The organism is Streptomyces sp. NBC_00414 (genome assembly GCF_036038375.1).
GTDB lineage: Bacteria > Actinomycetota > Actinomycetes > Streptomycetales > Streptomycetaceae > Streptomyces.
Genome location: NZ_CP107935.1, coordinates 9,213,020 through 9,226,225 on the forward strand (window position 1 = coordinate 9,213,020; position 13,206 = coordinate 9,226,225).

Genomic DNA, 13,206 nt, shown 5'->3' on the forward strand with positions numbered 1-13,206 from the left:
TGAGTACGTGACGGGAACGGGTAGGGGCGGCGGGGGCGAAAGACCCGACCCCCACCCCCGCACCGCAGAGCAACCTGTCACCGCCCGGTCAGCCGGCAACGGCCGACCGGGCGGGAGCGTGTCCGCCCCCCAGGGCAGACGCGGACCCCAGCGCGGCACCCGCATGCTCCACCTCCGCGAAGCCACGCGCGGGCGACTCGGCGACCGCCGCGTACGGCGGGCACACGGGCATCGGCGCAGTGGGAGAGGGCGCGGTCAGCGTGAACCACACGACCTTGCCCGACTCGCCGTTCGGCCGCACACCCCAGCTCTCGCTCACCGCGGCGACCATGGAGAGGCCGCGCCCGCAGGTCGCGGAGGCGTTGGCGTCCCGCACCTCGGGAAGGCGTGGGTCGCGGTCGTGCACCGAGACCGTGAGCCGGTCGAGCAGGAGCTCGATCTCGACGGTGCACAACTTGTCCGGCCGGGCGTGCAGATGGACGTTGGTCAACAGCTCGGTCACGCCGAGTGCGGCCCGGTCTATCAACGGATCCAGATGCCAGTAGCGCAATTGCGCAGATACGATTCTGCGGACCTGGCCGATCCGCGACGGCAGAGCGTGAAGCTCTACCGTGCAATGCCTGCTTGGCTGGCTGATCACGGCTGCGACTCCCCGAATTGAGGTCCGGAAGAAGACGAGTGCGGATCCAGCGGGCTGCCTGCGCGCGCCGACCGCCTGCTGTCGGTGGCCGGCGGGCTGGTTCGCAGCGTTATCGCCGGTAAACCCAGAGTGACGTGACAACAGAGTGGCTCAGGAGGTGCGCTCCCGCAACTCGCGGCGATCTCGGCGGCCGGGCGGACCGCGGCCTGCTCGGGGCTCAGCGCACGCGCCCCGCCGCATTGCGCACGGCCTCGATGAACCGGCGGGCCGCCGGCGGACCGGGCTCTCCCGGGGCCGGATCGTGGTCGCCCAGGGTCAGCAGATAGCGGGTGCCGTTCACGTCCGCGAGCGCCCGGTCCTCGTGGGCGAACCAGGGCTTCGACGCCCGGACCGCCTGCACCGGCGCGCTGTCGATCTCACTGCCGTAACTGGTGAGCAACTCCAGCCTGCCGTCGCTGATCCGGACCTGCCCGGCCCGGGTGAGCGAACGCAGCCGCTTCCCGATCCGCACGCCTGTGGCTGTGAACTCCGGCTCCGCCATGTGCCCCGCCCCCTTGTGCGCTTCGGTCGTGCCCCGTCATGCATACGGTCGTGAACAAGGGGCGTGCCCCGTGGTGAATCCGGGACGTGCCCCGTCGTGCGCACGGCGCGCGCGCCGTTCCGCTGTCCCATTGTGCGTCCCGCCGGGACCTGCGTCCTGTGCGTGCAGTCTGCCCGCGCAGGACGTCGAGCACCAGTGCGCATCACGGCGTGGCACATGCCCTTCGGCGCACTCGCGTGAATGCGCCCCCCGACCCCTCCGTGACCGACTGCACCAGCAGTCCCTTTGAGGTCCTCAAAGGAGTGTTTATGCAGGTGAGAAGCGTGCGCAAGGGTGCCTATGATCGAGGTGTCCGACGGTGCGACCCGACGTCGGCACCACCCGAAGGAGCCCCGCCGTGACCACCCCACAGCAGGCCCGCCCCCACGAGCCGACGGCCACACTCGATGTCGATCACAGCGACGCGGAGTACCGGCACTGGCTCAAAGAAGCCGTACGGAAGGTGCAGGCCGACGCGAACCGATCGGCCGACACCCACCTCCTGCGCTTTCCCCTGCCCGAGCGCTGGGGAATCGACCTGTACCTCAAGGACGAGTCCACCCATCCCACCGGCAGTCTCAAGCACCGGCTGGCCCGCTCGCTCTTCCTGTACGGCCTGTGCAACGGCTGGATCCGGCAGGGCCGCCCCGTCATCGAGGCGTCGAGCGGCTCCACGGCCGTCTCCGAGGCGTACTTCGCCAAGCTGATCGGGGTGCCGTTCATCGCCGTCATGCCCCGCACCACGAGCCCCGAGAAGTGCCGCCTGATCGAGTTCCACGGCGGCCGGTGCCACTTCGTCGACGACCCGCGGACGATGTACGCGGAGTCGGCGGCCCTCGCGGCTCAGAGCGGGGGTCACTTCATGGACCAGTTCACCTACGCGGAGCGGGCCACGGACTGGCGCGGCAACAACAACATCGCCGAGTCGATCTACCGTCAGCTGGAGCTGGAGCGCTATCCGGAGCCCGCGTGGATCGTGGCGACCGCGGGGACCGGCGGCACCTCGGCGACCATCGCCCGCTATGTGCACTACATGCAGTTCAACACCCGTATCTGCGTGGCGGATCCGGAGAACTCCTGTTTCTTCGAGGGGTGGACCACGGGCGACGCGGAGGTCACCACCGACTGCGGTTCGCGCATCGAGGGCATCGGCCGGCCGCGCATGGAACCGAGCTTCGTACCCGGCGCCGTGGACCGGATGATGAAGGTGCCGGACGCGGCGAGCGTGGCGGCCGTGCGGGCGCTGGAACAGGCCATCGGACGCAAGGCGGGCGGCTCGACCGGCACGGGCCTGTGGAGCTCGCTGAAGATCGTGGCCGAGATGGCGGCGGCGGGGCGGACCGGGAGCGTGGTCACGCTGCTGTGCGATCCCGGGGACCGTTATCTGGACAAGTACTACTCGGACGACTGGCTGGCCGGTCAGGGACTGGACATCGCGCCCTACGCGGCCACGATCGACTCGTTGCTGGCCACCGGGATCTGGCCGGACTGAGCGCCCGCGCGGCGGCCCGATGAGCAGCCGCGTCGCCTCCTCCGGGACGGGTGTGCGTCAGAGTGCCCGCGTCGAACCGATCCGCCGGTCCAGCTTCCCCACCGCGTCGCGGAACGCCCGGCCCAGGCCTGCCCGGCTCACCTTCATCACCAGGCGGAACGCCGCCGTGCCGTCGGCGGCCAGGGTCCACCGCACCCGCGTACCGGAGGCGCCGTCCGGAGTGAGTCGCCACTCCTCGATCAGGGCGCGCACACCCGGGGCGTTCGTCACGTCGACGCGGTACGCGTACACCTCGTGGGGCTCGGCCGCGACGATCGTCTCCTCGAAGCGCGTGCCGCCCCTGAGACGGATCCGCCGTCGGGAGCCGTCATCGGCCAAGTGCGCCGACGAGACGGCGGAGAACCACTCCGGCCAGCCTTCGACATCCTCGACCAGCGCGCGGTAGACCGCTTCGGGGGACGCGGCCACCCCTCTCGCGAAGACCAGACGCACGGGAGCGGTCTCGACGAAGTCGAGCTCCACGGAGCGCAGCCGACGGACCATGCGTACGACCCCCTCGCGGGAACGAGTCCGGAACGCGGCCCCGCGACACGACCGTCGGCGAGGCAGGGCCACCATAACCGGCGGTACGTCAGATGTCTGTACTGCTCATGGACGCCCCGGGGGACACGTCAGGCGTCCGGCGCGTCCTCGTCCTCGGCCTCGGGTTCGCCCGCCACCACCAGGCGCCGCAGGTGCTCGGAGATCTCCGAGCGCGCCTCGGCGGGCAGTCCGTCGTCCGTGACCAGCGTGTCGACCTGCTCCAGCGCGGCGAACGAACTCAGCCCCACCGTGCCCCACTTGGTGTGGTCAGCGACCACGACGACACGCCGTGCGGACTGCACGAGGCGCCGGTTCGTCTCGGCCTCCGCGAGGTTCGGTGTGGACAGGCCCGCCTCCACCGATATGCCGTGCACCCCGAGGAACAGCACGTCGAAGTGGAGCGCCTCGATCGCCTGGTCCGCGACCGGACCCACCAGCGAGTCCGACGGCGTGCGCACCCCGCCCGTCAGGACGACCGTCGCCGCACCCTGCCGCTGCCCCGACGTGCGCTGCGCCGAGTGGAAGACGTCGGCCACCCGCACCGAGTTGGTCACCACCGTCAGATCCGGCACGTCGAGAAGCTGATGGGCGAGCGCGTACGTCGTCGTGCCACCGGACAGCGCGATCGCCGTACCCGGCGCCACCAGCGCCGCGGCAGCCCGCGCGATGTCCTCCTTGGCCGTCAGCTCCAGACCCGACTTGGCCTCGAAGCCCGGCTCGTGCGTACTCGCCTCGACCACCGGGACCGCGCCGCCGTGCACCTTCTCCACCACACCCTGGCGGGCGAGCGCGTCCAGGTCGCGACGGACCGTCATGTCGGACACGCCGAGCTTCCTGGTGAGCTCGTTGACGCGGACGCCGCCCCGCCGTCGGACCTCGTCCAGGATCAGAGCACGCCGCTGCTCCGCGAGCAGGTTCTGATTCTCGCTCACGTCCGCTCCGGTTCCCTTCGCCTCGACCCGCTCGACATGCTGCCGAACCCCCTCCGACAAGGACTTTCCCCTCACCTGTGGACCACGGGACGCCCCATCCTCGCACGGGCCACAGGGCGTCGCGCCACTGCCTGTGGCGACGCGCACACGTCACGCTGCCATCTACCGTCCGGCCCTGTCACACGGATCGGGGAGATTCGGTGACGAGTGGTGCGCGGAGCGTCAGCAGAGGAGATCCTTGTATCTGGACATGACACATGTCGTACGGGCAGTACGGGGGAAACACTGCAGTGGAGCGTCTACAGGGGCACGCCCCGATGAACGAGGCGAACGGTTCCGAGCGGCGGCCGGCGGCCGACACCGCACTCGAACTCCTGGTCCACGGCGTCGGTGGCACGACGCCCCAGGAGATGCTGAACGATCCGCGCACGGTGCGGATCACCGGCGACGACACGGCCGCGGTCTTCCGCCGCGCCGACGACGTCGAGGCGGAGACGAACGCGGTACGGCGGCCCGCCGACTACCAGGGGAAGCCGGTTCCCGAGGCGTACGTCTGGTGCAACCTCACCTCGGGCAACGGCTCCCGGGCCCTGTGGCTGCTGCTCCTGCCGTTCATGGTGGTCAACCTCGCCCACTGGATGCGGCCCACGGTGAGCGACAACCGAAAGCCGGCGGTGCGCCTCTACGGCATGATCGTGCGCCTGGCCGGACTGACCCTCACGGTGCTGCTGGTCGCCGCGGCCTGCGAGGTCGCCCTCGACCTGGCCGCCTGGCAGTGCGCGGGCACGCGCGCGTGCGCCGAGGAACACTCCTGGCTCGGCTTCCTGTCCCCGGCGGTCTCCGACGGCGGCTGGTGGAGCCAGCCCGGCCGCCGCCTCGCCCTCGCCTCACTGGTACCGGCCGCCCTCACGGGTCTCCTCTGGTACCTCTCGCACCGCACCTGGACCGCGTACGAGTCCCAGCAGCCGAGGCAGCGTGAGAGCGATCCGGAGGAGGAGACCAGCAGGGCCGGACTCGGCCGCCCCGGCTTCTGGTACGGGCGCCGGCTGGTCGCCCGGCTGCGGGTCGCGCACACCGCCGCGGCTCTGCTGACGGTCACCGCGGCGGTCGGCACGGCCGCCGCCCGCCACGACCGCGAGAGCGGCGGGCCGGCCGTCCTGGAGGCACTCGGGTGGCTCCTCAGCGCAACGTGCGTACTGGGCGCGGCCGTTGTGGTGTGGGTCGTCTGCAGCCGGGGCCGCAGTGAGCACCGGCTCGACCGCCGTCTCGACGCGGCCCTGGTACGCAGGCTGCCCCTCGGTTCGCTCGCCCTGCTCGTCCTCACCCTCGTGTACGCCGGCTGGTCGCGCCCCGGCTGGCAGTCGCGGGCCCGGCTGCCCGGCGACACCACCTTCGGCACCATCGCACTGGTCGAGTGCCTGCTCGTGATCGCTCTCGGCGTCGTGGCCCACGTCCTCTACCGCGCCCAGCCGGACCCCCGTACCGCCATGCGCGGCCTTGCCGGGCCCGCCGTCGCGATGCTGGCCTGCGCGCTGGGCGGGGTGATGTCCGGGGGAGTCTCCCAGCGGGTCGCCGACTGGCTGGACGGCACCGGCGGCACGATCCCGGGACCGCCCGTGCTGCTGACCTGGCAGGCGTCCGTCATCCCGCCCCTGCTGCTCGTCCTCGTGGTTCTCGTCGGCTGGCTGGCCCGGCGCACGGTGGTGCTGCGCCGCACCGAGTCGGCCGCGGTGGAGCTCGCCTACGAGGACCAGCCCAAGGACGAGGCCACCACCCGCCGTATCGCGGGCATCCGCGCGATGGCCTCCCTGACCGACCGGGCGCCCCGGATCATCGGCGTCACCTCCGTCGTGACGCTGATCCTCGGCGGGCTGGCACTCGCCGGCGCCATGGCCACCGGAGACGCCCCGGGCGAGGCGGCCCACGGCACGTACCCCGTCGTACGGGGCGCGGCCGAGACCGCGCAGGCGCTCGGCTCCTGGCTGATCGGCGTCGGCTTCATACTGTTCGTCACCTGGGGCCGCCGCGCCTACAAGGACCGGACCGCCCGCCGCACCATAGGCATCCTGTGGGACGTCGGTACGTTCTGGCCGCGCGCGGCACATCCCTTCGCGCCCCCGTGCTATGCCGAGCGCGCCGTACCCGACCTGACCTGGCGCATCGCCGGCTGGACCCGCGAGACGGGCGGACGTCTCGTCCTCTCCGGGCACTCCCAGGGCAGCGTTCTCGCCGCCGCCGCGGCCTGGCAGCTCGAACCATCGGTGCGCAAGCGGGTCGCGCTGCTGACCTACGGCTCACCGCTGGAGCGGCTCTACGGGCGCTGGTTCCCGGCCCACTTCGGCCCCGCCGCGCTCGGCGGCCTGCACCGGGACGTCGACTGCTGGCGCAACCTGTACCGGGCCACCGACCCCATCGGCGGTCCCATGCGGCTGCCCGGCGACTGCGGCCCCGAGGTCGACCGCGAGGCACTGGAGGACCCTCTCGCGTACTGCCGGTCGGAGAAGCACCCACTGCCCGCGCCGATCCTCGGACACTCGGACTACCAGGCGGATCCCGTCTTCGCCGAGGAGCGGGAGAAGCTTCTCGCGCGGCTCAGGCCGGACATCCCGGCGCCGCGGCCGGGCGCCGAGGCCGAGGAGCCACCGGGCCCCGGGGCGGAGCAGTCCTCGGCGTAGGCCGGCGGGACCCGGCGCTCAGGGAAGCTCCGGCAGGTCCTCCGCGTACAGCAGGGTGAGGTCGTCCGTGCTCGTCTCGGCGAGCTGGGCGACCCGCCCCGCGTGCCGCTCCACCATCGCCTCGAAGGTCTGCCGCGCGGTGCGGCCGTTGCCGAACGCGGGCCCCTTCGGGATCGCCGTGAAGTACTTGAGCAGCGCCTGGTCCGCACCCGGCGCGAGCCGGTACTCGTGCTCGTCCGCCTGCTGCTCCACGATCCGCAGCAGTTCCTCGGAGCCGTAGTCGTTGAAGGTGATGGTCCGTGAGAAGCGGGACGCCACACCGGGGTTGACCGACAGAAAGCGCTCCATCTCGGCCGTGTAGCCCGCGACGATCACGACGACCGCCTCCCGGTGGTCCTCCATGAGCTTCACCAGCGTGTCGATCGCCTCACGGCCGAAGTCGCGCCCCGAGTCCTCCGGCGACAGCGCGTACGCCTCGTCGATGAACAGGACGCCGCCGCGTGCCTTGTCGAACGCCTCCTGCGTACGGATCGCCGTGGACCCGATGTGCTCGCCGACCAGGTCGACACGGGACACCTCGACGAGATGCCCCTTCTCCAGGACACCGAGCGAGGCCAGGATCTCCCCGTACAGGCGGGCGACCGTCGTCTTGCCGGTGCCGGGGGAGCCGGTGAAGACGAGGTGGCGCCGGGCGGAGGCCGCCTTGAGACCGGCCTGCTGGCGGCGGCGGCCCACCTCGATCATGTCGGTGAGCGCCCGCACCTCGCGCTTGACGCTGTCGAGGCCCACCAGCAGGTCCAGCTCGCCGAGCACGGCCTCCGAGGAGCGCACGGGCTCCTCGGGCCCGGTGGCGGCCACCAGCGGCTCCTGCTCGGTGACGCGCTGGCCCGGGATGACCCCGAGCAGACCGGAGGACTGGCCCGAGGTCTGTACGGCGGGCTCCGGGGCCGGGGTCCGCGCGTGGGCGCTCTCGTCGCTCGTGCAGTCCTCGACCAGGGGCCCGGTGCCGGACGCCTGGTCGCCGCCGGCGTCGGCGAACTCGTAACCCCCGCGCGCGCACCGCTCCGTGCGGCACTTCTTCAGGGTGGCCCGGCAGCCGTCTATCACGTGGAAGCCGTAGCCGCCGCTGCCGGTCACCCGGCAGCCGTGGAAGCTGCCGCGGCCGCCGGCCGACACGTAGAAACCCGCCTCCGCGGGCGAGGTGACGGTGCATCGCTCGATCGTGGGATCGGCGCCCTTGGTGACGATCACGCCCGTCTGCGTGCCGTCGATCGTGCAGGCGGAGAGCGTCCCGCCGCTGCCGTGGTCGCGGAACCAGGCGCCCGTCGCGGCCTCCCGGATCCGGCAGTCGTCGAGCTGCGCGGTGGCGCCGTCGCTCACCGACACGGCCGTGTTGCGGACCTGCGAGATGTCGCTGTCGACGACGTCCGCGCGCGAGCCGCGGTCGAGCACGAAGATGGCGTCCGGCACGTCGTGCACCCGGCAGGAGTCGAGGACGACCGTCGCGCCGTCGCTGACCCACACCGCGGGGTAGTCGCCCGTGCTGTCGTGGATCTCGCACTGGTTGGCGTCCACGCGGGTGCCGGGATCCCAGACCGACAGGCCGTTGCGCCCGAACCGGCTCACGGTGGAACGGGTCATGGTGAGGACCGAGCGGGAACGCAGGTCGACCGCGTTCTCCGGGATGTCGTGGATGCGGCAGTCCGCGAGCGTCAGCACGGCGTCCGTGTCGAGCGTGACACCGTCCGAGGTCGTGCGGTGCACGTCGCAGTCCGTGAGGTGCGCCGTGGCCCGCGCGGAGATCTGTACGCCGCTGCCCCTGACCTCGTACACCTCGCAGCCCACCGCTTCGAGGGCGGACTGCTCACCGGTCACCGACAGGCCCGCGCCCGCCGTGTGGTGCACCCGGCAGCGCTCCAGACGCGGATGGGCACCGCCGCGCACCGAGACGCCCGACTGACCGGCGGCCACGACCTCGCACTCCTCGAAGACCCCGCCCCCGCCGTCGAGCACGGAGATGCCGACGCCCGCGGGATTGTCCACCGTGCACCGCCGCACCGTCGGGCGCGCGCCGCCGCGCACCTCGATGCCGGCCGCGGACCGCGTGACGATCCGGATGTCCATCAGTTCGGGCGTGCCCTCCTCCACGAGCAGCGCCGGGGCGGCCGAGTCCTGGCCCTCCACGAGCAGGTCCTGGACCACGGCGGACGCGCGCACGGTCAGCGGCACTCCGTCGACGGGCGCGATGCGCACGGAACCGGCCGATCCCTCGGGGCCGCGCAGTGTCACCGCCCGCTCTATGACGAGGTTCTCCCGGTAGGTTCCGGCGGCGATGGTGAGCACGTCACCGTCGGCCGCGGCCTCCAGGGCGGCGGCGAGCGATGCGTACTCACCTGTGCGGCGCCGCCACCGCGACGTGCCGGTGTGCGTCACCTGGACCGTGCCCTGTGCCATGGCGCTGCTGTGCCCCCACCTCGTGTACGCGGGTCCTGAGAAGCGGTGTTCCCGACACGCGGCCGCGTCAACTCGGCTCGCGGGGAACGAGAAACAGCCTCTCATGACGGTGCCGAACACCTCGGCCGGTCCACCGTAGCGTGCGCGGGGCCGCGCGGTTGACCGGAGCGCGGAGGCCGTCAGCTGCCCGTGCCTGTCCTGCCCCAGTCCGGCCCGGCCTGGGACCAGGCCTGGTCCCAGCGCTCGTACCTGCGCCGCACCATGCGCCAGACCAGCAGACGCCGGGTGCCCTCGACGAGGCCCACGCAGGCCGCGCCCGTGCCGAATCCGGCCAGGACGGCATGCGTCGCGGCGGTCGCGGTGTCCAGCGGCCTGCCCACTATTCGGCCCTGCTCGTCCGTCCACACCGTGAAGCGGTCGCCGCGCTGCGGGGCCTTGAGGTCCGCCATGGCCGTACCGTGCCGCGCGGCACCGTCCGGAGCCGTCCAGTGGGCGAACACCCGGCTGTGGGAGTCACGTCCGGAGGCCGTCTCGGGGTCGGGGTCCAGCGGAGTGCGGTCCGCTTCCCTGTCGACGACCGCGACCACCGGGTGGCGCTGCTCGCGCTGCTCCCGCACCGACTGCTGGAGGACGTCCTCGGCGAGCCCGCCGACCAGGCAGCCGACCAGCGGCGCCGCGACCAGGATCAGCAGAAGTGCCCCGAGCGCGAGCCATGCCTCGACGAGATCCGTCGTACGCCGAAGCGGGTTGTGCCGCCACCGCCAGAGTCCCCGGATTGCCCGCACCGCTCCGCACCCCCTTCCGCGTCCGTGATAACCCCCACCGGAGCCGTTCACGCGCGGGGCCGGGCAAGAGAGAGCGAAATCACCTCTCCTGTCGGCCTCTCATGAACTTCTCACACAGGCTCAACGGCCGCGCCCGGCGTGGGTGTTCCCCGGCCGAAGGCCTATTCGAGGATCCGCACCGGATCGCCGATCCGGACCGAGCCGGGAGACTCCGGTACGAGATTCTGCCCGAAGATCAGCTTGTCGCCGAAACGGCGGTGACGTGCGAGGGTGCGCAGCGGCTCCCTGCCGCGCTCGGCCGTCGTCTGGTCGGTGGTGGTCACGACACAGCGTCCGCACATCTTGGCGACGCGGAAGGCGACCTCGCCGACGGCGATCCGGGACCAGCCGTCCTCGGCCCAGGCGCCGGTGCCCCCGACCACGATGTTGGGCCGGAAGCGGTTCATGGGGAGCGGGCCCTCTTCGGGCCGGTCTCCCTGGGCGATCAGTGTGTTCAGAGCCTCGAGCGAGGCGAGGGTGGTGACGAGCAGGGGGTAGCCGTCCGCGAAGCTGACGGTCTCGCCCGGCCGCGCGAATCCGGGATCGATGGGCCTGCGGGTGGCCGGGTCGTCGAGATGCGCGAGCCTCACGGCGATGCCGAGGAAGTCGCTGAACCAGGCGTCCGCCGTGACCCCGGCGGGGACCGCCTCCACCTTGTCGTTCCAGATCTCCACCGTCGTGGTGCCGCCGGGTCCGGGCACGGGGACGCTCAGCGGCTCACGGCCGGGCGCGGACACCAGGATCGCGCCGCCGGCCGCCACTTCGACCGAGACCGACACCATCCGCGGGTGCTGGCGTTGGGTGATGATCCTGTTCTTCTCGTCGGTCAGCACCCAGCGCCGGTCGCCCGCCAGACCCCATGGCTCCACGACGGCCTCGCGCGGGGCGTGCCCCGCGGCCGCCTTCAGCGGATAGACGTGGATCGAGTGCAGTACCGGCTTCGACATGAGGTCATCCTGCCGGAGGGCACCGACAACCTCCGCCGGATCGCCCTCAGTAGCCGCGGTACTGCTGGTTGTTGTACGGGTCCTGGTACGGCGCGGGGGCCGGACGAGGTGCCGCGGGACGCATCGCCTCGTAGCCGGTGCCGCCGCCGGGCATGGGGCGCTGCTGCTGAGGTGCCTGGGGACCGGGGTAGCCACGCGGCGCGTTCTGCTGAGGGATGTACGGCGCCGCGGCCTGCTGCAGCGGAGCGGGTTGCTGGGCCTGCGGGTAGCCGTACTGGGGGGCCTGCGGGGACGGTGCGGCGGGCAGAGCGGGCAGCGCCGACTGGAGCGCGGGCAGGTTGCCGCCGGTGTCGTAGGCCGCGGGGACCCGGATCGGGGCGATCTGCGGGGTTCCCCGCTCGGCCACGAGGGAGTCGTAGATCGGGGTGTCCGGGAAGGAGGCGGAGTAGTAACCGCCGCCATAGGTGGAGCGGGGGGAGGTCATGGCACATAAGTTAAGCCCACGATCTGCCGGTTGGGGAGACCGATAAGAGGGTTGTTTTCCGTGTCGGCAGTGACGTGGGACCCTCAATGTGAGCGAACTTGGCGAAAAAGGGCAGCGGGAAGTGCACGGATCGTGTAAAGGCCGAGTTCCGGGTGGGTTACCCGCGGGTCGGCCACCGATCTCCCGGGTCCGGTCATGGGCGTTCGCCGCTCGGGGGATTAGGTTGGCGCAGAACGGACGAACGTACCGAGACACGGTCGTCGCGGAGACACCCGATGGGGGCGGACATGTCAATGCCTAAAGGATCGAACGTTCCGGTGCCGACGACCGGACTCCGTGTCGAGCTGGGCTGGCGGGCGGGTCCCGGAGTCCCCGACGCGGACGCCTCGGCGTTGCTGCTGACGTCCGGGAAGGTCCGCTCCGACGCGGACTTCGTGTTCTACAACCAGCCGGCGCACTCCTCCGGCGCGGTGCGCCACGAGGGGAAGAACAACGCCGGCGGCCAGGTGAACGACACGTTGTTCGTCGACCTCGCGCGCGTGGAGCCCGCGATCGAGACGGTGGTGCTCGCCGCCTCCTCGGACGGCGGCACGTTCGGACAGGTCCCCGGGCTCTACATCCGCGTCCTCGACGCACAGGCGGGCACGGAGGTCGCCCGCTTCGACAGCGAGGGCGCGAGCGTCGAGACCGCCTTCGTGCTCGGCGAGTTCTACCGCAGACAGGGCGCCTGGAAGTTCCGTGCGGTCGGACAGGGCTACGACAGCGGACTCATGGGCCTGGCCACGGACTTCGGCATCACCGTCGACGAGCCGCAGCAGCCGGCGCAGCCCGCCCCCGCGGCCCCCGCGCGACCGGCCCCCGCACCCGTCGCCCCGCCGGTCACGGCCGCCCCGCCGATGACGCCGCCGCCCGCCCCTCCGACACCCCCCGCCCCGCCCGCGGCCCCGGTACGCCTGACCAAGGTCACGCTCACCAAGGAGACCCCGTCCGTCTCGCTGACCAAGCAGGGCGGCACCTCGGGCGTGATGCGGGTGAACCTGAACTGGACGGTGCGCAAGCAGTTCTCGGGATGGCAGGCCAAGCTGGGCCGGGCGGTCGCCATGCACGCGGACCTCGACCTCGACCTGTGCGCCCTCTACGAGCTGTCCGACGGAAGCAAGGGTGTCGTCCAGGCCCTCGGCAACGCCTTCGGAGCGCTGCACCAGCCCCCGTTCATCCACCTCGACGGCGACGACCGCACCGGCGGTTCGTCGAGCGGCGAGAACATCAGCGTCAACCTGGACCACGTCCAGTACTTCCGGCGCATCCTCATCTTCGTCACCATTTACGAAGGGGCACGTTCCTTCGCCGACCTGGACGCCACGGTGACCCTCCAGCCGCTGCACGGCGCGCCCGTCGACTTCTCGCTCGGCGAGTGCACCGTCCCCTCGACGGTGTGCGCCCTCGCCCTCATCACGAACACCGGCAACGACCTGGTCGTCCAGCGAGAGGCACGTTTCCTCGTCCCCGACCGGGGCGTGAGCCCGCAGCGCACCGTGGACTACGCCTACGGCTGGGGCATGAACTGGACCCCGGGCAGGAAGTAGGCCGGCCCGG

The 13,206-nt window shown here is 71.8% G+C and carries 11 protein-coding genes; 3 read left to right on the top strand and 8 right to left on the bottom strand.

Annotated features, from left to right (window positions below; all coding sequences use genetic code 11):
- Positions 1–88 precede the first annotated feature (88 nt).
- Both OHS59_RS39570 and OHS59_RS39575 read right to left on the bottom strand, forming a co-directional pair.
- Positions 89–640, bottom strand: coding sequence for an ATP-binding protein (locus tag OHS59_RS39570; RefSeq protein WP_328498136.1), 552 nt, complete (start codon positions 638–640; stop codon positions 89–91).
- 217 nt (positions 641–857) lie between these two features.
- Positions 858–1,181 carry a hypothetical protein gene (locus OHS59_RS39575; protein ID WP_189774020.1) on the bottom strand — a complete coding sequence of 108 codons (324 nt, stop codon included), beginning with the start codon at positions 1,179–1,181 and terminating at the stop codon, positions 858–860.
- Between the two features lie 397 nt (positions 1,182–1,578).
- On the opposite strand from OHS59_RS39575, the gene OHS59_RS39580 reads away from it, so the two are divergent.
- Entirely contained in the window at positions 1,579–2,712 is a 1,134-nt protein-coding gene (locus OHS59_RS39580) for a PLP-dependent cysteine synthase family protein (RefSeq protein ID WP_328498137.1), read from the top strand.
- Between the two features lie 57 nt (positions 2,713–2,769).
- Here OHS59_RS39580 and OHS59_RS39585 read toward each other — a convergent pair whose 3' ends face one another.
- Both OHS59_RS39585 and OHS59_RS39590 read right to left on the bottom strand, forming a co-directional pair.
- A complete protein-coding gene (locus OHS59_RS39585; RefSeq protein ID WP_328498138.1) occupies positions 2,770–3,255 on the bottom strand; it encodes an SRPBCC family protein in 486 nt (161 codons plus the stop codon).
- A 128-nt stretch (positions 3,256–3,383) separates the two neighbouring features.
- Positions 3,384–4,226: a DeoR/GlpR family DNA-binding transcription regulator gene (locus OHS59_RS39590; RefSeq protein ID WP_328498139.1), complete on the bottom strand. Its 843-nt coding sequence runs from the start codon at positions 4,224–4,226 to the stop codon at positions 3,384–3,386.
- Positions 4,227–4,543: 317 nt separating this feature from the next.
- Here OHS59_RS39590 and OHS59_RS39595 point away from each other — a divergent pair, with 317 nt between their 5' ends.
- Entirely contained in the window at positions 4,544–6,901 is a 2,358-nt protein-coding gene (locus OHS59_RS39595) for a hypothetical protein (protein WP_328498140.1), read from the top strand.
- Between the two features lie 18 nt (positions 6,902–6,919).
- Here OHS59_RS39595 and OHS59_RS39600 read toward each other — a convergent pair whose 3' ends face one another.
- The 4 genes from OHS59_RS39600 to OHS59_RS39615 all read right to left on the bottom strand — a co-directional run bounded on the left by OHS59_RS39600 (position 6,920) and on the right by OHS59_RS39615 (position 11,610).
- Entirely contained in the window at positions 6,920–9,355 is a 2,436-nt protein-coding gene (locus tag OHS59_RS39600) for a right-handed parallel beta-helix repeat-containing protein (protein WP_328498141.1), read from the bottom strand.
- Between the two features lie 179 nt (positions 9,356–9,534).
- The gene (locus OHS59_RS39605; protein WP_328498142.1) at positions 9,535–10,140 is read right to left on the bottom strand and encodes an Rv1733c family protein; all 606 of its coding nucleotides are present in this window, start codon (positions 10,138–10,140) and stop codon (positions 9,535–9,537) included.
- A gap of 161 nt (positions 10,141–10,301) precedes the next feature.
- Positions 10,302–11,126, bottom strand: a complete 825-nt coding sequence (locus OHS59_RS39610) for an MOSC domain-containing protein (RefSeq protein WP_328498143.1) — start codon at positions 11,124–11,126, stop codon at positions 10,302–10,304.
- A 46-nt stretch (positions 11,127–11,172) separates the two neighbouring features.
- Entirely contained in the window at positions 11,173–11,610 is a 438-nt protein-coding gene (locus OHS59_RS39615) for a DUF6643 family protein (protein ID WP_328498144.1), read from the bottom strand.
- 293 nt (positions 11,611–11,903) lie between these two features.
- Between OHS59_RS39615 and OHS59_RS39620 the strand changes: the two genes are divergently transcribed.
- Positions 11,904–13,196: a TerD family protein gene (locus tag OHS59_RS39620; protein ID WP_328498145.1), complete on the top strand. Its 1,293-nt coding sequence runs from the start codon at positions 11,904–11,906 to the stop codon at positions 13,194–13,196.
- Positions 13,197–13,206 lie beyond the last annotated feature (10 nt).